Source organism: Caloranaerobacter sp. TR13, from assembly GCF_001316435.1.
GTDB lineage: Bacteria > Bacillota > Clostridia > Tissierellales > Thermohalobacteraceae > Caloranaerobacter.
Genome location: NZ_JXLL01000002.1, coordinates 252,072 through 273,405 on the forward strand (window position 1 = coordinate 252,072; position 21,334 = coordinate 273,405).

The 21,334-nt window shown below is 28.3% G+C and carries 23 protein-coding genes, 1 pseudogene and 1 other annotated feature; of the genes and pseudogenes, 14 read left to right on the plus strand and 10 right to left on the minus strand.

The window, feature by feature from the left end; all coding sequences use genetic code 11:
* Positions 1-9 precede the first annotated feature (9 nt).
* Entirely contained in the window at positions 10-1,014 is a 1,005-nt protein-coding gene (locus tag TR13x_RS04250) for an ABC transporter substrate-binding protein (RefSeq protein ID WP_054870659.1), read from the minus strand.
* A gap of 313 nt (positions 1,015-1,327) precedes the next feature.
* Between TR13x_RS04250 and pgsA the strand changes: the two genes are divergently transcribed.
* The 6 genes from pgsA (at position 1,328) to TR13x_RS04275 (ending at position 8,242) form a co-directional block, all read left to right on the plus strand.
* Positions 1,328-1,876, plus strand: coding sequence for a CDP-diacylglycerol--glycerol-3-phosphate 3-phosphatidyltransferase (gene pgsA / locus TR13x_RS04255; protein WP_054870660.1), 549 nt, complete (start codon positions 1,328-1,330; stop codon positions 1,874-1,876).
* Positions 1,877-2,068: 192 nt separating this feature from the next.
* Positions 2,069-2,290 (plus strand) — a binding site (T-box leader).
* Positions 2,291-2,461: 171 nt separating this feature from the next.
* Positions 2,462-2,632, plus strand: coding sequence for a hypothetical protein (locus TR13x_RS11135; protein ID WP_161802928.1), 171 nt, complete (start codon positions 2,462-2,464; stop codon positions 2,630-2,632).
* A gap of 19 nt (positions 2,633-2,651) precedes the next feature.
* On the plus strand, positions 2,652-5,300 hold the full coding sequence (locus TR13x_RS04260) for a valine--tRNA ligase (protein WP_054870661.1): 2,649 nt from the start codon (positions 2,652-2,654) through the stop codon (positions 5,298-5,300).
* Positions 5,301-5,639: 339 nt separating this feature from the next.
* Positions 5,640-6,935, plus strand: coding sequence for a folylpolyglutamate synthase/dihydrofolate synthase family protein (locus TR13x_RS04265; RefSeq protein ID WP_054870662.1), 1,296 nt, complete (start codon positions 5,640-5,642; stop codon positions 6,933-6,935).
* Between the two features lie 56 nt (positions 6,936-6,991).
* Entirely contained in the window at positions 6,992-7,216 is a 225-nt protein-coding gene (locus TR13x_RS04270) for a hypothetical protein (RefSeq protein ID WP_054870663.1), read from the plus strand.
* 90 nt (positions 7,217-7,306) lie between these two features.
* Positions 7,307-8,242, plus strand: a complete 936-nt coding sequence (locus TR13x_RS04275) for a YncE family protein (protein ID WP_054870664.1) — start codon at positions 7,307-7,309, stop codon at positions 8,240-8,242.
* A 30-nt stretch (positions 8,243-8,272) separates the two neighbouring features.
* On the opposite strand, the gene TR13x_RS04280 is transcribed toward TR13x_RS04275, so the two are convergent.
* Together TR13x_RS04280 and TR13x_RS04285 are read right to left on the minus strand one after the other, a co-directional pair.
* On the minus strand, positions 8,273-8,812 hold the full coding sequence (locus tag TR13x_RS04280; protein WP_054870691.1) for a DUF4364 family protein: 540 nt from the start codon (positions 8,810-8,812) through the stop codon (positions 8,273-8,275).
* Between the two features lie 137 nt (positions 8,813-8,949).
* Complete coding sequence (locus tag TR13x_RS04285) at positions 8,950-9,153, minus strand: alpha/beta-type small acid-soluble spore protein (RefSeq protein WP_054870665.1); 204 nt, start codon at positions 9,151-9,153, stop codon at positions 8,950-8,952.
* Between the two features lie 258 nt (positions 9,154-9,411).
* Between TR13x_RS04285 and TR13x_RS04290 the strand changes: the two genes are divergently transcribed.
* A complete protein-coding gene (locus TR13x_RS04290) occupies positions 9,412-10,107 on the plus strand; it encodes an epoxyqueuosine reductase (RefSeq protein ID WP_054870666.1) in 696 nt (231 codons plus the stop codon).
* Positions 10,108-10,134: 27 nt separating this feature from the next.
* On the opposite strand, the gene TR13x_RS04295 is transcribed toward TR13x_RS04290, so the two are convergent.
* Complete coding sequence (locus TR13x_RS04295) at positions 10,135-10,323, minus strand: hypothetical protein (RefSeq protein WP_054870667.1); 189 nt, start codon at positions 10,321-10,323, stop codon at positions 10,135-10,137.
* 243 nt (positions 10,324-10,566) lie between these two features.
* On the opposite strand from TR13x_RS04295, the gene TR13x_RS04300 reads away from it, so the two are divergent.
* Entirely contained in the window at positions 10,567-11,679 is a 1,113-nt protein-coding gene (locus TR13x_RS04300) for a polysaccharide deacetylase family protein (RefSeq protein WP_054870668.1), read from the plus strand.
* A gap of 3 nt (positions 11,680-11,682) precedes the next feature.
* On the opposite strand, the gene TR13x_RS04305 is transcribed toward TR13x_RS04300, so the two are convergent.
* Positions 11,683-12,636, minus strand: coding sequence for a Na/Pi cotransporter family protein (locus tag TR13x_RS04305; protein WP_054870669.1), 954 nt, complete (start codon positions 12,634-12,636; stop codon positions 11,683-11,685).
* 106 nt (positions 12,637-12,742) lie between these two features.
* On the opposite strand from TR13x_RS04305, the gene pdaB reads away from it, so the two are divergent.
* Positions 12,743-13,513 carry a polysaccharide deacetylase family sporulation protein PdaB gene (gene pdaB / locus TR13x_RS04310; protein WP_054870670.1) on the plus strand — a complete coding sequence of 257 codons (771 nt, stop codon included), beginning with the start codon at positions 12,743-12,745 and terminating at the stop codon, positions 13,511-13,513.
* Between the two features lie 31 nt (positions 13,514-13,544).
* Here the strand turns inward: pdaB and TR13x_RS10915 are convergent, their stop codons facing one another.
* Positions 13,545-13,709 (minus strand): small, acid-soluble spore protein, alpha/beta type, encoded by a 165-nt coding sequence (locus TR13x_RS10915; RefSeq protein WP_082394783.1) that lies wholly within the window; start codon positions 13,707-13,709, stop codon positions 13,545-13,547.
* Positions 13,710-13,853: 144 nt separating this feature from the next.
* Between TR13x_RS10915 and TR13x_RS04315 the strand changes: the two genes are divergently transcribed.
* From TR13x_RS04315 to TR13x_RS04325, 4 genes are all read left to right on the plus strand, one after another.
* Positions 13,854-14,621, plus strand: a complete 768-nt coding sequence (locus tag TR13x_RS04315; RefSeq protein WP_054870671.1) for a Mur ligase family protein — start codon at positions 13,854-13,856, stop codon at positions 14,619-14,621.
* Between the two features lie 350 nt (positions 14,622-14,971).
* Positions 14,972-15,652 (plus strand): single-stranded DNA-binding protein, encoded by a 681-nt coding sequence (locus tag TR13x_RS04320; RefSeq protein ID WP_054870672.1) that lies wholly within the window; start codon positions 14,972-14,974, stop codon positions 15,650-15,652.
* An 82-nt stretch (positions 15,653-15,734) separates the two neighbouring features.
* Positions 15,735-15,866 (plus strand): hypothetical protein, encoded by a 132-nt coding sequence (locus TR13x_RS11340; protein WP_255351306.1) that lies wholly within the window; start codon positions 15,735-15,737, stop codon positions 15,864-15,866.
* A 25-nt stretch (positions 15,867-15,891) separates the two neighbouring features.
* Positions 15,892-17,916: an N-6 DNA methylase gene (locus tag TR13x_RS04325; RefSeq protein WP_054870673.1), complete on the plus strand. Its 2,025-nt coding sequence runs from the start codon at positions 15,892-15,894 to the stop codon at positions 17,914-17,916.
* Here the strand turns inward: TR13x_RS04325 and TR13x_RS11140 are convergent.
* On the minus strand, positions 17,893-18,063 hold the full coding sequence (locus TR13x_RS11140; protein ID WP_161802929.1) for a hypothetical protein: 171 nt from the start codon (positions 18,061-18,063) through the stop codon (positions 17,893-17,895). The genes TR13x_RS04325 and TR13x_RS11140 overlap by 24 nt on opposite strands.
* Positions 18,064-18,365: 302 nt before the next feature.
* Between TR13x_RS11140 and hpt the strand changes: the two are divergent.
* Positions 18,366-18,886, plus strand: a pseudogene (gene hpt, locus TR13x_RS04330) (hypoxanthine phosphoribosyltransferase).
* A gap of 26 nt (positions 18,887-18,912) precedes the next feature.
* Here hpt and dapD read toward each other — a convergent pair.
* From dapD to dapA, 3 genes are read right to left on the minus strand one after another with little or no spacing between them, the layout of a single operon-like run.
* A complete protein-coding gene (gene dapD, locus TR13x_RS04335) occupies positions 18,913-19,647 on the minus strand; it encodes a 2,3,4,5-tetrahydropyridine-2,6-dicarboxylate N-acetyltransferase (protein WP_054870674.1) in 735 nt (244 codons plus the stop codon).
* Positions 19,648-19,676: 29 nt separating this feature from the next.
* On the minus strand, positions 19,677-20,432 hold the full coding sequence (dapB, locus tag TR13x_RS04340; RefSeq protein WP_054870675.1) for a 4-hydroxy-tetrahydrodipicolinate reductase: 756 nt from the start codon (positions 20,430-20,432) through the stop codon (positions 19,677-19,679).
* Between the two features lie 5 nt (positions 20,433-20,437).
* Positions 20,438-21,325 (minus strand): 4-hydroxy-tetrahydrodipicolinate synthase, encoded by an 888-nt coding sequence (dapA, locus tag TR13x_RS04345; protein ID WP_054870676.1) that lies wholly within the window; start codon positions 21,323-21,325, stop codon positions 20,438-20,440.
* Between the last annotated feature and the right edge of the window lie 9 nt (positions 21,326-21,334).

Consider the following 21,334-nt stretch of genomic DNA (forward strand, 5'->3'; position numbering starts at 1 on the left):
TTTAAAAACTTATTTAATTGTTTCAATAGCTTTTTTAGCAAATTCAGTTGTTACGATTTTATCATAAGGAGCTCTTTGATCAAGTTCTCCAGCTAGCTCCATAATATCCATTAGATGGTCTAAACCTTCTTTTGTTAGTACAGGGTCAGGTTTCCATGTATCTTGCTCTTTATATCTATTGATAACTGTAACTAGAAGTTCTTTATCTGCATCTGGGAAATGAGGTTGTATAGCTTCTGCAACTTCTTCAGAAGAATGATTTTGTACCCAAAGCATACCTTTATAGATTGCATTTGTAAAGCCTTGAATTATGTCCGGATTTTTTTCAATATAGCTTTTTTTAGCACAGTATACTGTATATGGGATGTAACCTCCTTCTTTACCTATTGAAGCGACTATATAACCTTTGCCTTCTTTTTCCATCATTGAAGCGGTTGGTTCAAATAGTGTTGTATAGTCTCCTTCTCCACTTGTAAATGCTCCTGCCATCATTGCGAATTGTATATCAGTACGTACATTTACATCTTTTCCTGGTTGAAGACCGTATTTTTTTAGTACATATTCTAGAGTCATTTCAGGAACTCCACCTTTTCTTCCACCAAGTATAGTTTTTCCTTTTAGCTTTTTAAATGAAAAATTAGGATCTTTTTTTCTACCTACTAGGAAAGAACCATCTTTTTGAGTCAATTGTGCAAAATTGATTGCATAGTCTTTTTTGCCTTGATTGTATACATAGATTGATGCTTCTGGTCCCATAAAACCTATATCAGCTTGATCGCTTAGTAATGCAGCCATTGATTTATCTGCACCTTTACCATTAGTTAATTCTATTTTAATGCCTTCTTCTTCAAAGAAACCTTTTGTTAAAGCTACGTATTGTGGAGCATAGAAAACAGAATGTGTAACTTCAACTAGTCTTACTGTTTTAAGTTCTTCTTTTTGACAACCTATTAATAAATTAGATATTATAAGTATGAATATTAAAAGAAGAGTAAAACCTTTTGCTAATTTCATGTTAATCCCCCTTAAAGATTTTTTGGTTCTAAAATTATTATATTCAGTAGTAATTTCAATTGTTACATATGTAACCGAGAAATATAAGTAGATTATTATTATTTAAAAGGATTTGTATTTCAAAAATATATTTAAATAAAATCTTAGAATTATGCAGGAATTTTGAATGTAAAGTGCAAATAAATAATATTAAGCAAAGCAAATGTGTAATATAGCTCTTGTACATATATCAATAATTATTTATAATCCATAATAGGAAGCTATGTTTCTCGGCAATAATAGCATTATCATATTTTAACAGAAGAGGTGCATTATGAACATACCTAATACACTCACAACAATTAGGTTTTTATTTATACCAATTTTTATAGTTATTTTCTATTCATCAATAGAGAATAATATATTGTATGCTACATATATTTTTATATTGGCTGGAATTACTGATGTTTTAGACGGGTATATTGCTAGAAGGTATAATATGGTAACTAAGTGGGGAGCTGCACTTGACCCTTTAGCAGATAAGCTCATGCAAATTACTGTTTTAGTGTGCTTTACAGATAAAAAATATTTGCCTCTATGGGTTATTACAGTTGTAGGTATAAAAGAAATTTTGATGATATTAGGAGGGTTATTTTTATATTACTTCGTTGATAGAACTGTTATTCCAGCTAATAAATATGGTAAGATAGCAACAGTATCATTTTATATTGCGATTTTATCTATCGCTTTTAAAGTAAATAAATTGATAAGCTTTTTACTTGTTTCAGTGGCTGTTGTACTTACGATTGTAGCATTTGTTAACTATTTGATTGGGTTTAGAGAAATAAATCGCACAAATAAAGAAAAAAGCATTGACAAATAAGATAATTATTATATAATATATTAAAAATTGGTACTGAGGACTTGAATCAGAGAACAGATGACAGGGAACAGTGGACAGGATAAAAGATTAAAAATGTAAAATTAGTTGATAGTCGATAGTTAATAGACCAATAACTAAGTATTTAGGTACTTGATACTGAGTGCTAGGTACTAGTACTGGTTAAAATAGAAGATAAAAGCGTTGAAGGAGAGGAGTAGGTAAACAACCTTCAAGAGAGCGAAACCCATTGGCTGGGAGGTTTTGCAAGGCAATGTTTACTGAAGGTAGCTCTGGAGCTTCTAGGCTGAACTTAAGTAGGCTTAGACGGTTTTTACCGTTATTAAAATGAGAGCCAGATATGTTTTCAATATCTGGAAATAAGGTGGTACCGCGAAAAAACCCTTCGTCCTTATATTTGGATGAAGGGTTTTTTATAATCCATAGGAAATTATTTACCTTGTTAAATTGTGGATAATTTTAAATATAATTTCCGTAATGGATTTCAACAAAATCTACCTTATACAATTTATTTATATCGAAGATTTTGTTCATTAAAAGGATTTTATATTTAAAGGAAGTGGTTTAATGTTTAATTTAGGAGGGATTTTATTTATAATAAGTGGATTAGTTGTATTTGGTTCTGATTTTTATTTTAAAAAGGGCAAAATAAAAACTCTGAAAGGCTTATTAATAATAAAAATATTTGGGTTGGTTTTGTCAATATTAGGAGCACTTTTAATGTTTTATGGAAAATAGATGATGAGGAGGGAAAAGTATGGAAAGAAACTTAGCTAAAAAGTATAATCCAAAGGATTTTGAAGAAAGAATTTATAACTATTGGAATGAAAACAATTATTTTAGAGCTGAGATTAATGAAGAAAAAGAACCATTTACTATTATGATGCCACCACCTAATGTTACTGGTAGTTTACACATGGGGCATGCTTTAAACGGTACTTTACAAGATATTTTAATAAGATGGAAACGAATGGAAGGTTATGAAGCTTTATGGCTACCAGGTACTGATCACGCAAGTATTTCAACAGAGGCTAAAGTTGTAGCTAAAATACGCTCTGAAGGTAAGACAAAAGAGCAAATAGGTAGAGAAAAGTTTTTAGAGGAAGCTTGGGATTGGACAGAAAAGTATGGTGGTAATATAAGAAAACAATTAAGAAAACTTGGAGTTTCTTGTGACTGGTCAAGAGAAAGATTTACTTTAGATGAGGGGTTAAGCAAAGCTGTTGAAGAAGTTTTTATAAGATTGTACGAAAAAGGTTTAATTTATAGAGGAAATAGAATTATAAATTGGTGTCCAAGTTGTAAGACAGCTATTTCAGATGCCGAAGTAGAACATGAAGAAAAACAAGGCAAATTATGGCATATTAAGTATCCTGTTAAAGATAGTGATGAGTATATTGTTATTGCTACTACTAGACCTGAAACTATGCTTGGCGACGTAGCAGTTGCTGTAAATCCACAAGATGAAAGATATGAGCATTTAATTGGAAAGAAATTGATATTACCTCTAGTTAATAGAGAAATACCTATTATAGCAGATGAATATGTAGAAATGGAGTTTGGTACTGGAGCTGTTAAAATAACTCCAGCACATGACCCAAATGATTTTGAGGTGGGATTAAGACACAATTTAGAGCAAATAAAAGTGATGAATGATGATGCAAGCATTAATGAATTAGGCGGTAAATATCAAGGAATGGATAGATATGAAGCGAGAAAAGCAATAGTTAAGGATTTAGAAGATGGAGGTTATCTTGTAAAAATTGAAGACCATAATCATAATGTGGGTCATTGTGAAAGATGTAATACTGTTGTTGAACCTATCATATCAAAACAGTGGTTTGTAAAAATGGAACCTTTAGCTAAGCCAGCATTAGAAGCATATAGAGAAGGAAGATTTAGATTTATACCAGAAAGATTTGGTAAAATATATGTTCACTGGCTAGAAAATATTAGGGATTGGTGTATTTCAAGACAGCTTTGGTGGGGGCATAGATTACCTGTATATTACTGCCAAGACTGCGGAGAAGTTATAGTTTCAAGACAAGAACCTGACAGCTGTCCTAAATGTGAAAGTACAAATATTAAGCAAGACCCAGATACTTTAGATACATGGTTCTCATCTGCTTTATGGCCATTTTCAACTTTAGGATGGCCTGAAGATACGCCAGAACTTAAATATTTTTATCCAACAGATGTGTTAGTAACAGGTTATGATATTATTTTCTTCTGGGTAGTTAGAATGGTATTTTCAGGATTAGAACATATGGGAGATATTCCGTTTAAAAATGTTTTAATTAACGGTTTGGTTAGAGATTCATTAGGAAGAAAGATGAGTAAATCATTAGGCAATGGTATTGATCCACTTGAAATAATAGATAAGTACGGTGCTGATGCTCTAAGATTTACATTGATTACTGGAAACACACCAGGAAACGATATGAGATTCCACATGGAAAGAGTTGAAGCTAGTAGAAATTTTGCAAATAAGTTATGGAATGCATCTAGATTTGTTCTAATGAATCTAGGTGAAGAGTTAATAGAGCATGATTTAGCATTTAATTCACTAAAAGAAGAAGATAAATGGATAATATCTAGAGTTAATAAGATAGCAAAAGAAATTACAGAGAACTTAACGAAATTTGAATTGGGTATTGCAGCTCAAAAGATATATGATTTTATCTGGAGTGAATATTGCGATTGGTATATTGAAATGGTGAAACCTCGTTTATATGGTGATGATGCAGCAAGCAAGAATACTGCAAGATATGTGCTATTGTATGTATTAAAAGACCTTCTAAAATTATTGCATCCATTTATGCCATTTATTACAGAGGAAATTTGGCAGCACTTACCAAATACAGAAAGCAGTTTAATAATGGCAAAATGGCCTGTATATAAAGAAGAATATAATTTTGAAGAATCTGAGAGAAGAATTGGTTTTATAATGGAGGCTGTGAAGAATATCAGAAATATAAGGGCAGAAATGAATGTAGCTCCTTCTAAAAAGGCTAAAGTAATATTTGTAACTAACAATAATGATATTAAGGACATATTAAGTGAAGGAGAGATTTATTTTACTACTCTTGCAGGTGCTTCAAGTATAGAAATCAGAGATAATAAAGATGGTATAGGTGAAGATGCAATGTCAGCTGCAATGGAAGATTGCGAAATATATTTACCTTTAGAAGAACTAGTTGATATTGCCAAAGAAATAGAAAGATTAGAAAAAGAAAAAGAGCGATTAGAAGGGGAATTAAAAAGAGTTAGAAGTAAGCTATCTAATGAAGGCTTTATAAGCAAGGCGCCTAAGCATATAGTTGATAAAGAAAGAGAGAAAGAAGCTAAGTATCAAAATATGATGGAAAAAGTGCTTGAAAGATTGGAAAGTTTAAAGAGAAAATAGAGAAAAGCTAAGACTCCTTAATGGGGTCTTAGCTTGTTGACAAAGTTATATTACTTAATGAATTGAAAAAATAACGTCCATAGACAAATCTTCAGAGAAAACTAAGATTCATAATTTCGAAAAATCTTAACGCACCTAATCAAGACGTCCTGTCTTGTAGGATGCTGGCTTAGCGTCCTGCTAAGCCTACGGATTTTTCTGAAATTCTTTATCAAGTTTTCTTGGCTGAAGCTTTGTAATTATTCACTTTTATTTTTTCAATCATTATATTTATTTAGTCTATATCCTAAGACTCTTTAAAAGAGTCCTATTTTCTCGATAATATTGAGGAGTGAGATGATGAACTATAAAGAGGCATTAGAATATATCCATGGTACAAGAAAATTTGGAAGTAAATTAGGACTTGAAAATATAAGAATTTTACTAGATTTATTGGGCAATCCCCATAAAGGTTTAAAAATAATACATGTAGCTGGGACCAATGGTAAAGGTTCAACTTCATCTTATATTTCGACTATATTGACTGAGGCTGGTTATAAAGTAGGATTATTCACTTCACCATATTTAGAGAGATTTACAGAAAGAATTAGAGTAAATGGTAAAGAAATTGAAGACGAAAGGCTAGCTCAAGTTACTTCAAAAGTTAAAGATAAAGTTGCGGAGATGATTAAAAAAGGTTATAATCATCCTACTGAATTTGAAATAGTAACAGCGATAGCTTTTGTTTATTATAAAGAAGAAAAAGTTGATTTTGTAGTACTTGAAGTTGGATTAGGTGGAAGATATGATTCTACCAATATTATTGAAAATCCACTGGTTTCGGTTTTAACTCCAATTTCGTTAGATCATAAGGATATACTTGGAGATACTATAGAAAAAATTGCCTGGGAAAAGGCAGGAATAATAAAAGAAAATGGACTTGTTATAAGCCATCCTCAAGTAGATGAAGCACAAAAAGTTATTGAGGATGTTGTTAAGGATAAGAATAGTAAGCTTATAATAGCACCTGTTAAAGATATAGAAGTAATTGAGTGTACGGAACTAGGCAGTAAATTTAATTTTAAATTTAATGAAAAGACTCTTGAAAATCTTAAGATTAGCCTTATAGGAGAGCATCAGATAAATAATGCTTGCATTGCTTTAACAGTTATACTTACTTTAATAGAAAATAATTATGTAGGCATTAATGAAGATTGTATTAGAAGAGGTTTACTAAAAACTAAGTGGAAAGGCAGATTAGAAATATTAAGACGTAATCCAACATTTGTCATAGATGGTGCACATAATTTAGCCGGAGCAAGTTCTTTAAAAAAATCTATAAAGGAACTTTTTAAATATAATAAATTAATTTTAGGTATTGGAATACTTGGCGATAAAGAAGTTAATAGTATATTGAATGAATTAGTTCCTCTAGCAGATGAAATTATTATTACAGAGGCAAATAATCCAAGAAAGCTTGAAGCTGAAAAATTAGCAAATATTATTGAGAATTTTAATAAGGAATATCTAATTGAAAAGGACATAAAGGAAGCTGTAAATAAAGCTTTGGATAAGGCAAAAGAGGATGACTTAATATTATTTTCAGGCTCTTTATATTTAATTGGTGATGTTAGAAAAATTATTATGAATGATTAGTTATTATTTTTCTCCCATTGAATAAAATATATATATATTCAAGTGGGAGGTTGGTTATGTCTGAAATAGGGTACAAACCATATAAAAATTTAGAAGATTATGTTTTACTAGAAGAAGTTTATTCGAAGATGGAAAAACTAAGACTTTTATCGACATCAGATGATGAAGAAAAATACTGGGAAGAAGCTAATGAGTTTAATGAACTGATTATTGAGATAAAAAGAAGAAATATAACAATTGATAAAGAAACATGGATTAAAAAAATAATAATTGATATATAACTATAATTTAATTAATCACCTCTATTCACCCTTATTATTAAATGTGCATAAACTGATATAAGGGCAATGAAGACAGAGGTGATTATTTTTATGAAGAGGAAAAAACTTGTAGTAGCTAATGCTGAGAATGATACATTGACCTTGGTAGATTTAGAAAATAAATATGAAGTTGAAAATATATTTCTCAATAATATTAGTACAAGTAAAAAACGAGTTAATATTTCAAGTATAAACAGACCATATATAGGACCTCATCATATTATTAGAGGGAGTAATGACTCAATAATATATACAGCTAATTCATATGATAACAGTGTTTTTAAGATAGATATAAACAGTAAAACAGTTATAGATGCTGTTTATGTAGGAAGTTGTCCAAAACATTTAGAGTTGTTAAATGGATGTATTTTTGTTACAAATACAGATTCAAATTCAGTTTCAGTAATAGATGAGAAAGACTTTATATTATTAGAAAATATACCTGTAGGAGAGAAACCTCATGATATTAAAATAAACAACAGCAAAAATCGAATTTATGTAGCTAATAGCAGTGGTTATAGTTTGAGTGTAATCTACTTAGATAGTAATAAAATAGATAAAATTAGACTTAGGTTTAATCCTTTTCATATTTTAACAAATAAAGATAGAATATATATATTATGTCCACAATCAAATGGGATGCATCAAAGTGCAATACAAATATTAGACATAAATGATAATATATTACTTGCAGAATTAGAAGTAGAAGGTGTAGTTTTAGATATGGTTGTCATAGAGAATACTGACATATTATATACAACTAATGCTCTTGACGGTTTTCTTTACAAAATCAATATTGAGAAGAAGAATATACTTGAAAAGTATTATTTAGGAGGAATGCCTAACTGTATGCTCTACAATGGTGATGATTTAATATTTATATCAGATGCTCTAAAAAATTGTGTTACTGTATTTAACTATAAAAAGGGAAAAATAATAAAAAATATATCAGTTGGGTTAGAGCCTAATGGATTAATCTTAATATGATAGAAAGATAATAGACAGGAAAAAACCTGCCTATTTATTTTCCACTATTAATAAATCTAATATTTTTTTATATATTTCTTGAGGATTTTCTTTCCAATTATTACAAATGAGCTTTGCTTGCTTATTTGAAACTACATTCAGAGACATATTGAATAGAGTAATGTCTTTTTCTATGACTTTTAGATTAACAATATACTCTGAATCATTCTTTTTATAGTAGTTACCAATAATTTGAGTTTTCTTAATCATTTCTTCTTTTTTCTTTTTATAATTATTATCAATTTCAAGTTTTATTTTTTCTGGTATTCTATCTATGAAGTAATTAAGAGTATTTTTACCTTGCTCGGTGATATGGTAGTACTCACTGCCATCTTTTGTAGTTATTTCAATAAACTTTGAGGATACTAGCTCGCTTAAAAATTGTTGTACCATAAAATAATTAACCATATAATCATTTTCGAGAACGAATTGTGTAATTTCAGAATTAGTCATCGGGAATTCTACAATATCTAATATGTATAGAAGCAAGAGTTTGTGTTGTGCTAATTCTTTAGTATTTTCAACAAACATAATGCCACCTCTTTTTTCTAGATATGTGATTATTGATTTTGTTTTATTGATTTCACACATCTTTAAATAAATCATATTAAAATTATAACACATAAAAAGGAGAAGTGGCAAAAATACCACTTCTCCTTTTTATTGATTTATCTTCCAGACATCTGTCTTTCAGCTTGCTCAATTAACCTTTTAACCATATATCCACCAACATAACCATTTTGTCTAGAAGTTAAATTTCCTTTATCTATACTATTATAATTAGATAAACCTAATTCATTAGCTATTTCTATTTTCATCTGCTCAAGGGCTTGCTTAGCTTCTGGAACAACAACTCTATTTCCTCTAGCCAATTTTTTTCCCTCCCAAATAGATTTATTACCAACATCATATTTGATGTTGTATTATTAATATAACCTTTTTTAAATTTTTATATCCATGAAAATATTTAAAATTGGTATATTTTATACTATTTATTCATATAATTAATACTTTAGGAAAAAATTGATTTAATAATTAATAATCAATAAATTAATAACTATTGGTCAATAATTATGGAGTAATAGCTGTGTTATAATAAATTTAGCATTAAAAAAAGAAAGGAGTATTATATGAATTTAAATTTCAAAGAAAAGATAATAGAAAAAGCTATTGGTATGGGTGCTTCTAAGATTGGATTTGCTAAATTAGAGAACGTCTTGTCTGATAGTTTTTCTCACTTAAAATCAGGTATTTCCATTGTTGTTAGATTATCAGATCAGATAATGAATGATGTAGTAGATAAACCAACACATACTTATTTTCATCATTATAGAACAGTAAATTTTTTAATAGATCAGATTACTTTAGCTATAACAACTATGATTCAAAATGAAGGATATCTTGCTATGGCAGTACCAGCTTCTCAAACTGTTAAAACACAAATAGATGCATATACAGGAATTTTCCAGCACAAAACTGCTGCAACTTTGGCAGGCTTAGGATGGATAGGTAAAAATGCTTGTTTAGTGACAGAAGAATTTGGACCAAGAATAAGATTAGGAACCGTATTAACAAATATGATTTTTCCATATGATGATCCGATTAAAGACTCAAAATGTGGTGATTGTAATATTTGTGTAACAAAATGTCCAGCTTTGGCTTTGAAAGGGGAAAATTGGTATCAAGGTATTAAACGAGGCAATTTGGTTGATGCATTTGCATGTAGTACTTATATGAGTGAACAATATAAAGATATAGGTAGAGGATCAGTATGTGGCTTATGTATTTCAAGTTGTCCAAGGGGAACAAAAGTTATTAGGCCATAATTTAGCGGCCTTTAATAGGCCGCACTTTTAAGTTAGTTTTCTTTTTATAGGAGTTTTTACATCTTTTCTAGTACCATGCTGATGTTTGCTTTCAAGCTGAGCTTTTTGAGATTCTGCTTCTCTATAAAAGTGTCTTTCATCGTTTGTTATTGTTATAGCAGAGTATTCAGCCTGTTTTCCTTTAATATTAGTAAAGGTACTTTTTCTTATAGACAATAAACACATCTCCTTTTTATGATTTTTAAAAATTTTGTAATTAATTGAAAAAATTATTATGAGCTAATCGGATTATAGTTTCGATTAAATACGATATGTTATAATTAAATAAAAATTATATTTATATTTTAACCCTATGAAACAACATAATACTTCGAATTTTTTCCTATAAATAATATTTATTTAAAAAAAGTTTTAAAATGTTGTAAAGAGATATAATAGAGAAATATTAGGGGGGATATTTTGAAAAAAGTAATAAATATAACAGTAGTGGTGGTAATTGTATTTTTACTTTTGACTGGATGTAATAAAATAGAAGAGGTAAACAATGAAATACCAGTTGTTAATAAGGTTTATAACAAAGCGGAAGAAACCAATAATATTATTGATAAAAAAGATAGTAAAGATGATAATAATTCAGAGGACCCTTTTGAAAAAATAGATTTATCAAAAAAACCAAATGAAGCAGGCCAAATAATGATATTAATGTATCATAACATTGGAAATGAAGAAAGTGAATGGGTTAGGACAGTTGAAAACTTTAAAAAGGATTTAAAGGTATTATATGAAAAAGGATATAGACCTATAAGTCTTAAAGATTTTGTGAATAATAATATAGATGTTGAGGCTGGATATACACCAATAGTTATTACTTTTGATGATGGCAATAAAAATAATTTTAATATAATTGTAAAAGATGGTAAGAAAATAATTGATCCTAATTGTGCGGTAAGTATTTACGAAGAGTTTCATAAACAGCATCCTGATTTTCCTTTAAAGGCAACATTTTTTATATTTGGGAAAAATCCTTTTAGGCAAAAAGAGTTTGTAGAGTATAAGCTTAAGTATTTAATTGAAAAGGGACTAGATATAGGTAATCATACAATTGCACATAATAATTTAACTAAATTAGATTCTAGTAGTATACAAAAGGTAATTGGTGAAAATATTGAGTTTTTAAGCAGCATTTTAAAAGATTATGAAGTAAATATGTTAGCACTTCCATACGGAAGTAGACCTAAAAACAAAGAAAATGAAATTTATTTAAGAAAAGGTGAGTATAATGGGATTAATTATAATAATATAGCTATACTGAATGTAGGCTGGAAGCCTTCTTATTCTCCAATAGACAAGAGATTTAATCCTTATTCAATACCAAGAGTTAGGGCAAGTGAGATTAATGTTGATAATGTCGGTCTCTATGACTGGCTAGAATACTTTGACAAGTACCCTCAAAAAAGATTTATTAGTGATGGCAATCCAGATGTTGTAACTGTACCTAAAAAGTTTGAGGATATTGTAGACAAAAATAAATTAAACGGTAAGTTACTTTATATTTATGAAGAAAAGGAGTAAGCTTTACTCCTTTATTAATTTTTTTGATATATTTACAAGGGTTGATGAAAAAGGTAAGAGCAGTAATGTAGTTATTATATTAAAAAGTGTATGAGCATTTGCGATTTGTCTCGAAGGATTATCTGGTGAAATTAGACTTACAAAGTTATAAAGATAATTTATAAAATAATAAAAGATAATAACTCCACTTATGTTGAATATTATATGGACAAAAGCAGCCTGTTTGCCAGCACGATTAGTTACTAAACTTCCTATTAAAGCATCTATACAGGTACCTATATTTTGTCCTAGTATAATAGGAATAGAAGTTCTGACTGAAATAATGTGAGATGATGCCATAATTTGAAGTATAGCAATTCCGGTACTGCTACTGTGAATAATTGTTGTTATAAGAAATCCTGAGAATATACCTAAAATATCATTAGCACCAATATTTTGTATTAATAAAGAAAGTTTTTTTGTACTATTTGTTAAAGCTATGCTATTTGAAATAATGTCTATACCTAGAAATATCAAAGAAATTCCTATTAATAGTTTGGAAATTATTTTAGTCGAATCTTTTTTTAATAAAGGCATAGTAGTAATTCCAGCCAATAAAAGATATACTGCGTATTTTTTAATATCTATTGCAACGATTTGTGATGTTATAGTAGTACCAATATTTGCTCCCATAATTATAGGTACAGCATTATAAATGCTTATTAGATTACTGTGTACAAGACTAATGACTAATAAAGTTGTAGCACTACTACTTTGAAGTAGTCCAGTTATTATTACTCCTAGTAATACGCCAAGTATTTTATTATTTGTTAATTTATATAGTTTAATCTTAAGCTTTTTTGAGACTATTTTTTCAAATGAAGTAGAAATTATTTTTATGCCTAAAAGAAATAATAAGAGACCTGCACAAATACTTAATAAAATTATTATATAATGTATTTCTTTCAATAACTTCATTTATTCCCTCCAATTAAATTACTAAAACATTATTACAGTTAATATATATGTAGTATTAGATAAGTAAAGTATAAATTTTACTATTAAGATTTAGGGAGGGAATAGTTTGAAAATATTTTTGCTAGATAAAAATAAAATAATAAAAATAATTTTAGTTACATTTTTAGTTATAAGTTCATTGGTTTATACAAATATTGATCAAGATGAAATAATTAGTGTATTTTCGGTAAAACGGGAGCTTCCTATTTATTCTGTTGATACTAATGAAATGAAAATATCAATAAGTTTTGATGCGGCATGGGGAGATCAGTATACAAAGCAAATTTTGGATATACTAGATCAATACAGTGTAAAAACTACATTTTTTCTTGTCGGATTTTGGGTTGATAGATATCCTGATATGGTTAAGGAAATAGCTAGAAGAGGACATGAGATAGGCAATCATTCTACAAATCATCCTCATATGACAAAGTTGAGTCAAACTCAGATTGTTGAAGAATTGAAGAAAACAGAGGATAAAATAAAAAAAATTACAGGACAGCGAACTATTCTTTTTAGACCTCCATTTGGTGATTATAATGATAGACTTATTAGAATTTGCAGAGATAATGGATATTATGTGATTCAATGGGATGTTGATTCTTTAGATTGGAAAGAATTAGGTGTTGAACCAGTAGTAGATCGCGTCTTAAGAAATGTAAAGAAAGGCTCTATAGTATTGTTTCATAATAATGCTAAGTATGTTACTAAGTATCTACCGATTATAATAGAGAAACTTCAAGCTAAAGGATACAAAATAGTGCCAATTTCAGAATTAATCTATAAAGAGGGTTATTATATAGATAATACTGGGAGACAGATGAAAAGAAAAAAATAATTTATGGTGGCATTACTGCCACCATACTGTTTTATGATCTTCCTAAGTTAGAAAAGCGTTTTTCAAAATTCTCCTTAATTTTTTTTACTACATTTTTGCCTGCTTTAGTGGTATCAATTCCCATTTCTTTTGCAATTTCTTCTTTGAAATTATCAAAAGCTTTTCTTGCATTTTCGGAGATTTTATTATTTTTCATATATATCACCTCAATATTATTTTATCCAGAGGTTTTGTTCATTATTAATACAAATACTGGAATATAGAAGCTACAATACATAAAAAGACTAACTAAAGTAAAATATAGAATATATATTTAACTTTTTTAGAAGGAGAGTAACCTATGACAACTGATAAGATAAATATAAAAGATACGATAAATGATTTGAAAGAAGCTAAGGAAGGTTACTATAATTTTATTTATGAAAATATGTTCTTTATAGGAGTTACAGGAATGCAAAGTAAAACAACTATTAGTTTAATTGAACATATTTTAAAATATGCAGGGCTTAAAACGGGAGTAATTAGTTCGAATGGTATAAAGTTTTGCAGTGAATTGATACATAATGTTTTAAACAAAATGACCAAAAATGGAGTTCAAGTTGTTATTGTGGAAGTTTCTTCTGATACATTAGATTATAATAAAATATATGATTTGAAATTTGATATTGCAGTGCATACAAGTATTGAAAATGAATATTCAGGTTGTTTTAGAAAGAGTGAAGATTCTTTTAAAATACAGAAAAAACTATTTTATGAGCTTGATAAAGATAAAATAGCTATAATTAACATAGATGATAGTGATGCTTTGAAATTAATAGAAGGTAATAATAAAGCTTTAGTTGTTACATATGGTTTGAATAATAAAGCGAGTTTAACGGCTTCTAGTATTTCAATAAAGGATTGCATTAATCTTTTCGTTTGCTTACAAAGAAGTCTTACTACGGTTCAAGGGTTAGACATAGATACATTTGAGTTTCCTGTTACTTTAAAACTTTTAGGAGAACATAATATTTACAATGCTCTAGCATCAATAGCAGTAGCTTTATGTTTGAATGTAAGTATTGAAACAATAAAAAAGTCTCTTATTTTGTTTAATGGTATAGAATAAAATCGGCTAGCCTTTCGCTATCTGCTATTCGATTGTCGAAAAGCGACAAGCGGACAGCAAATATCTAGTATCAAGTACCTAGTACCAAGTACCCATACATAAACAAAAGTCTGATATACTATTTGAAAGAATAGTATATATTTTTTTGGAGATTTTGAAGGATTTTTTTATTATTTGTCAAATATAATAAAAAGGATTTTGGTCTATTTAGTTGTATTAAATTTTAATTACTTAAGAAAAAATATCGTACCAGTAAAAACAAAAATATTCATATTATTAATTTGTAGTGAATATTATAGTTGTAGATTAGTCCAAAAAAACGTAAGATATAAAAGGGGAGTGGGAAGCAAATGGTTGATAAGGTTATTCAAACCAATTCAGTTACAATTGTTGGAAAAATAGTTAGTGAACTTGAATTTAGTCATCAAATGTATGGAGAAGGATTTTATACTTTTTATATTGAAGTTCCTAGACTAAGTGAAAATTCAGATGTATTACCAGTTACTATCTCTGAAAGGCTTTTTGTTGGTATAGAGTTAAAACCAGGTGTAGAACTTGTAATTGAAGGGCAATTAAGGTCTTATAATAGGTATTCAGATGGAAGCAACAGACTTTTATTAACAGTTTTTGCAAGAGATATTTACTTGCCTCATGATGAGGAAGAACTTTTAGAACTTAGACGTAAGCCAAATGAAATTTTCTTAGATGGTTATATTTGTAAACAGCCTGTATATAGGACTACACCATTTGGTAGAGAAATCACAGATTTACTTGTTGCGGTAAATAGACCTTATAACAAATCAGATTACATACCTTGTATTGCTTGGGGGAGAAATGCAAGGTTCTCTGAAAAGTTAAGAGTTGGCGATCATGTTAGATTATGGGGAAGAATTCAGAGTAGAGAATATCAAAAGAAGCTTCCTGATGGTGAAGTGCTAAATAAAGTTGCATATGAAGTTTCTATATCAAAGATGGAGTATTTAAAAGATGAAAATAATAGAGAAGGCAAATTAAAAGCTGAATCAGTTTAGAGTTGAAACAAGGCCATTAAGGTCTTGTTTTTTGATATAATTAAGTATATGAAATAAGTATATGAAGAGAAGGAGGGATTTTATGTATTTTAATGTAATTATAGTTGCTATCTTTTTTATAATTTTAATCAGTATTCAATATACTCTCAATAAAATATTATTAGAATTAAGGGGAATAAAAGAAATACTTAATAAGTGTAATTTTAAAAGATAGTAGTCCAGTAGTGAGGGATTAAAATATGAAAAAGTTAATTAAAATACTAGAGAAAACACTGGATTTTTATAATGGGAAGATAGATGAAGATTTGTTAGAGGATATGATTTTAAATTCATTAATATTACTTATTTTAGAAGGATTAAATGCTGAAAGACTATTTTTAAAAGAACCAGAAATTAAAAATATAAAGAATTATGATATATATAAAATATTGAAAAAAGACATAACAAAGGAAATTATTAAAAGTGATTATGTCTTACCAATGGCTTATGAGTATATCATAAGTAGAAAAGAGAAAAAAGAGATGTATGGTATATATTATACTCCTGAATGGCTTGTTAATTATATGGTTGACAGAGCTATTACACAATATATAGAACAAAGAGACAATGTAGATGATTTAAAAATTCTTGAACCAGCATGTGGAAGTGGAATGTTTCTTTTATATATTTTTGATGTATTTTATAAGTGGTATAAGAAGAAATCTAATCTGTCGAGTTTAGAGATTGTTAAAAGAATTGTAGAAAACATTATATATGGAATTGATATTGATGAAAAAGGTATATATTTATGTAAAATCAGTTTACAAATTAAAGTTTATAAATTAATAGGTGAGAAAATAGATTTTGATTTTAATTTATATGATGCTGATTTCCTAAAAAGTAATTATATTGATAACTATAAATTTAGTTATATTATAGGTAATCCACCTTATTTAGAAAATAGAAGAATAAATAAATACTATAACAAAGATTATTTAAAAAACAATTTTTTAACAGCAGTTGGACGATTTGATATATATTCACTTTTCATAGAGAAAGCTATAACAATGCTTTTGGATGATGGAATTTTAGCTTTTATAACTCCAGGTAATATATTGTCTAATAACAATTTTACACCTATAAGAAAAATAATACTTGATAAAACTGAAATTAATGAAATTGTCAATCTCGGAAGTAATATTTTTGACAAAGTAGATATGAATATGGCGATTATTTTTATCAAGAAAAGTCAGAAAAGTTTGAAAACAAATAAAATTCTTTGCAAAAATCTAAAAAATAGTTTTGATATAAAAAAAGATATATTTAAAAATGATTATAAAATAGTAAAACAATTGTATTATTATAATAATCTTAATTATGTATTTGATATTGAATCGTCTAAAGAAGTATTTGAACTAAGACAAAGAATTTATAATACAAATCTTTATAAAATAAACGATTTATGTGAAATTGTTGCAGGAATTGCTACAGGCAATATAAGAAATAAGTTGTTAACTTATGATGCAAATAAGAAAGGTGCTAGAAAAGTTTTAACAGGAAAAGATATTAAGTCATATTATTATAACTGGTCTGGACTTTATGTAATAACGGATAAATCAATAATTAATAAAAAAATGGGAGAATATGCTACATTCATGAGAGAAGAATTTGTGCTTAACCCTAAAATACTGATTAGGCAAACGGCTGATAGATTCATATGTACATACGATGAACAAAAATATTATATTTTAAATACATTATATTCATTGATAGTTAGGGAACAATATAGGAAAGATGTACTTATAAAGTTTATATTAGCTTTATTAAATTCAAAGCTGTATAGTTTTCTCTATAGGTCGCTAGTAATGGAAGAAGGTAAATTATTTCCACAGCTTAAGATATTCCATATTCAACAAAGTCCTTTTAAATTGGTTTCATTGTCTAAACAAGAAGAGTATGTTTTATTGATAGATAAGATAATTTCATTAAAAAAACAGTTATTTGAAAATACCTACAGTGAGTATGACAGATATATAAAACAGATAGAGATTGAATATTTAGTATATAAGTTAGATAGATTAGTATATAATTTATTTAAATTATCAAATTCAGAAATTGAAGAAATAGAAAGAAAAATGGAGAAATCTCCATTAATTTACAGCGAAAGCAATTCAATTAATATTAATAATGCATTGAAAGAATTAAATAAATGTAATGATATAATAAAAATATCAAAAAAATTCAAGATACATCCTTTAGTTTTACTTAACAGAATATTTCTTTAAAAAATCCTTTTTGTATTTAGTATGTCTGATATATTCTTCTTCAGTAATTATTCCATTAGTTTTCATTTTATCGAATATATTAATGAAATTAGTACAAAGCTCTGCAAGCTGTTTTTCAATATCATTAGATTTGCTCTGATATTTCATGACATAGCCCCCATAATTAAATTAATTTAATCTGTTATTCATTATATTCAATGACTTTACTAGTTATCACTTGAATTAAGAAAAAATGTGTGAATAATTTCATAAAAAAATTCACTTGCAACATTCTATTTTATTCTACAAAAAGTGTCAAAATCCTTCTTAAAAATAATTTTTTTAGTAAATTTAACTAATAATTCTTAAATAAAATATAAATTTTATATATATGAGTTTAAAATATTGACAAAATTCAACATATAAATTAGAATAAGTCTTATTAAAACAAAAAAAAGGGGTTGAGTTTCTTGGAAAAGGAATGGAAGGTTCTAATTTCTGAAGAAGAGATTAAAGCTAAAATTAAAGAACTAGGAAAAAAATTAGTGATGACTATAAAGACAAGAAACTTTTAGTAATATCTTTGTTAAAAGGAAGCTTTATATTTACTGCTGATCTAGTTAGATGTATTGAAGTTCCTACTCGTATTGAATTTATGACTACATCTAGTTATGGACATGGAAAAGAAACTTCAGGTAAAGTAGATATACTTAGCGATTTGAATATAGATATAGAAGGATATGATATATTAATAGTTGATGATATAATGGATTCAGGACTTACAATGAAAGTCATTAAAGAGCATTTACTGTCCAAAAATCCTAATTCTGTAAAGTCATGTGTTTTATTAGACAAACCTGAAAGAAGAAAAGCAGATATTACACCAGATTATATTGGTTTTACGATACCTGATGTTTTTGTTGTCGGTTATGGTTTGAACTATGGTGATTATTATAGGAATATACCTCATGTATTTACTTTTGATAGCTAAAGGACAGTCATTAGACTGCCCTTTTTTTATCCTCTTAAATCTTCAAGTATTTTTACTTTATCAATAGTTTTTTCATCTTTTTCTTTAATAACTCTTGCAGGTATACCTGCTACTACTGTATTAGGAGGAACATCTTTTGTTACGACTGAGCCAGCTGCTACAACTGCTCCTTTTCCTATTTTAACTCCTTCTAAAATAACTGCGTTAGCACCTATTAAGACATCATCTTCAATAATTACTGGTGTTTTGCTAGGTGGTTCAAGTACACCGGCTATTACAGCACCTGCACCTACATGTACGTTTTTACCTATTATTCCTCTTGCACCTACAACAGCATTCATATCAATCATAGAATTTTCGCCAATTTCTGCACCTATATTGATTACTGCTCCCATCATAATTACAGCGTTTTTTCCTATGTATACTTTATCTCTGATTATAGCTCCTGGTTCGATTCTTGCTTGAATAGTTTTTGTATCTAAAAGAGGAATTGCTGAATTACGTCTATCTGATTCAATGTGGTAATCTTGAATATATTCTTTATATTTTTCTAAAATAGGTAATATTTCTTCGTAATCGCAGAATACAATTCTGAAATTATCATCTCCAAAGTTTTTTAAGTTATTAAAATCGATTTTGTTCATATTACCTTTCAAGAAAGCTTTTATAGGTGTAACTTTTTTTGCTTCTTTAATGAATTTAGCTATTTCGTAAGGATTTGTTAAATCAAATTTTGAAGTTTTTTTATTTGTGTTATTCATTAGTTTCCAATCCTTTCTATATATTTTTTTCAAGTTATTACTAAGTCATCCATAGAGTAAAGTCCTTTTTCTTTATTTGCTATAAACTTTGCTGCTTTAATAGCTCCTATAGCAAAAATATTTTTTGACATTGCTGTATGCTTTATTTCTATTATTTCATCTAAACCAGCAAAAATTACGGAATGTTCCCCTACGATAGTACCTCCTCTTATTGCATGAATTCCGATTTCATTTTTATTTCTTTTTTCTTTTTTTGTGTATCTTCCAAATACGTATTCTTTAGAATTATTTAACTCTTCATTAATTTTGTTAGCTATCATATAAGCTGTTCCACTTGGAGCATCTACTTTATTATTATGATGCTTCTCTATAATTTCTATATCGAAAGATTCTGCTAAAACTCTAGCTGCTTCTTTGACAAGTTTAATTAGAACATTTACTCCTAAAGACATATTGGAAGAGTAGAATATAGGTATTTTTTTAGATGATTTTTCTATATCTTTATAATCTTTATTAGAAAAACCAGTTGTTGCAATAACAATTGGTAGATTTTTTTCCACGCAATAGTCTAACAAGCCAGGAAGGTAGTAAGGGTTTGAAAAATCAATTACTACATTAGCCTCTCCTTTGAATTCAAAAATATCTTTATAAACAGGATATTTATTTTTATATTTATTTGGAGCTCTGTCAATGCCAGCTACTATCTCTAAATCAGGGTCATTTTCAATTTGCTTTGTAAGAACCTGACCCATTTTACCATTACATCCATTAATGATTATTTTCATAAAAATTACCTCCTTGGAGATAGACCGTAGTTTTTCATTTCTTTGATTAGTTTTTGTAGATTGTCTTCAGACATAGTAGTAAGTGGTAATCTTAATTCACCTACATCCATTCCTAGAAGATTCATTGCAGTTTTAACTGGTATTGGGTTCGTTTCTATAAATAATGCATCTATTAATCCTTTCATTTTTAGCTGAAGTTTTCTTGCGTTATCGATATCTCCATTAAGGTAATACATAACCATATCGTGAGTATCTTTAGGTAAGATGTTAGCTACTACAGAAATTACTCCTTTTCCTCCAAGAGATAGTAAAGGTACTACCATATCATCATTTCCAGAATAAATATAGAAATCTTCAGGACATAATCTAGCTATTTCTGCAACTTGACTTATATTGCCGCTAGCTTCTTTTACAGCTTTAATATTTGGATGTTCTGAAAGCTTAGCTAATGTATTTGGTTTAATGTTTAAACCAGTTCTACCTGGAACATTATATACAATGATAGGAATATTAACTTCATCGGCAATAGTTAAGTAATGCTTGATTAAACCTTCTTGTGTAGTTTTATTATAATATGGAGTGACAATTAAAAGTCCATCTGCTCCAACCTTTTCAGCATAAATACTAAGTTCGATTGCATGTTTAGTATTATTGCTGCCTGTACCAGCTATAACAGGTATTCTTTTATTAACTTTTTCAACTGCGAATTTTATTGTCTGTTTTTGTTCTTCATCAGTCATAGTTGAAGCTTCTCCTGTAGTACCGCATATAATTATTGCATCTGTATGGTTGTCAATATGCCATTCTATTAACTCACCAAGTTTGTCAAAATCAATCTGGCCATTTTTATAAGGTGTAACTAAAGCAACACCAGAGCCTGTGAATAAAGTCATAATATACCC

Bases quoted from the DNA above. Each gene is read 5' to 3' on its own strand.
- TR13x_RS04320 (WP_054870672.1), top strand. From the start codon at position 14,972: ATGGTTGATAAGGTTATTCAAACCAATTCAGTTACAATTGTTGGAAAA.
- TR13x_RS04280 (WP_054870691.1), bottom strand. From the start codon at position 8,812: ATGTTTGTTGAAAATACTAAAGAATTAGCACAACACAAACTCTTGCTT.
- TR13x_RS04315 (WP_054870671.1), top strand. From the start codon at position 13,854: ATGACAACTGATAAGATAAATATAAAAGATACGATAAATGATTTGAAA.
- TR13x_RS11135 (WP_161802928.1), top strand. From the start codon at position 2,462: ATGTTTAATTTAGGAGGGATTTTATTTATAATAAGTGGATTAGTTGTA.
- TR13x_RS04305 (WP_054870669.1), bottom strand. From the start codon at position 12,636: ATGAAGTTATTGAAAGAAATACATTATATAATAATTTTATTAAGTATT.
- TR13x_RS04325 (WP_054870673.1), top strand. From the start codon at position 15,892: ATGAAAAAGTTAATTAAAATACTAGAGAAAACACTGGATTTTTATAAT.
- pgsA (WP_054870660.1), top strand. From the start codon at position 1,328: ATGAACATACCTAATACACTCACAACAATTAGGTTTTTATTTATACCA.
- TR13x_RS04270 (WP_054870663.1), top strand. From the start codon at position 6,992: ATGTCTGAAATAGGGTACAAACCATATAAAAATTTAGAAGATTATGTT.
- TR13x_RS04290 (WP_054870666.1), top strand. From the start codon at position 9,412: ATGAATTTAAATTTCAAAGAAAAGATAATAGAAAAAGCTATTGGTATG.
- dapA (WP_054870676.1), bottom strand. From the start codon at position 21,325: ATGACTTTATTCACAGGCTCTGGTGTTGCTTTAGTTACACCTTATAAA.
- TR13x_RS04260 (WP_054870661.1), top strand. From the start codon at position 2,652: ATGGAAAGAAACTTAGCTAAAAAGTATAATCCAAAGGATTTTGAAGAA.
- dapD (WP_054870674.1), bottom strand. From the start codon at position 19,647: ATGAATAACACAAATAAAAAAACTTCAAAATTTGATTTAACAAATCCT.
- TR13x_RS04275 (WP_054870664.1), top strand. From the start codon at position 7,307: ATGAAGAGGAAAAAACTTGTAGTAGCTAATGCTGAGAATGATACATTG.
- TR13x_RS10915 (WP_082394783.1), bottom strand. From the start codon at position 13,709: ATGAAAAATAATAAAATCTCCGAAAATGCAAGAAAAGCTTTTGATAAT.
- TR13x_RS11140 (WP_161802929.1), bottom strand. From the start codon at position 18,063: ATGAAATATCAGAGCAAATCTAATGATATTGAAAAACAGCTTGCAGAG.
- TR13x_RS04250 (WP_054870659.1), bottom strand. From the start codon at position 1,014: ATGAAATTAGCAAAAGGTTTTACTCTTCTTTTAATATTCATACTTATA.
- TR13x_RS11340 (WP_255351306.1), top strand. From the start codon at position 15,735: ATGTATTTTAATGTAATTATAGTTGCTATCTTTTTTATAATTTTAATC.
- dapB (WP_054870675.1), bottom strand. From the start codon at position 20,432: ATGAAAATAATCATTAATGGATGTAATGGTAAAATGGGTCAGGTTCTT.
- TR13x_RS04265 (WP_054870662.1), top strand. From the start codon at position 5,640: ATGAACTATAAAGAGGCATTAGAATATATCCATGGTACAAGAAAATTT.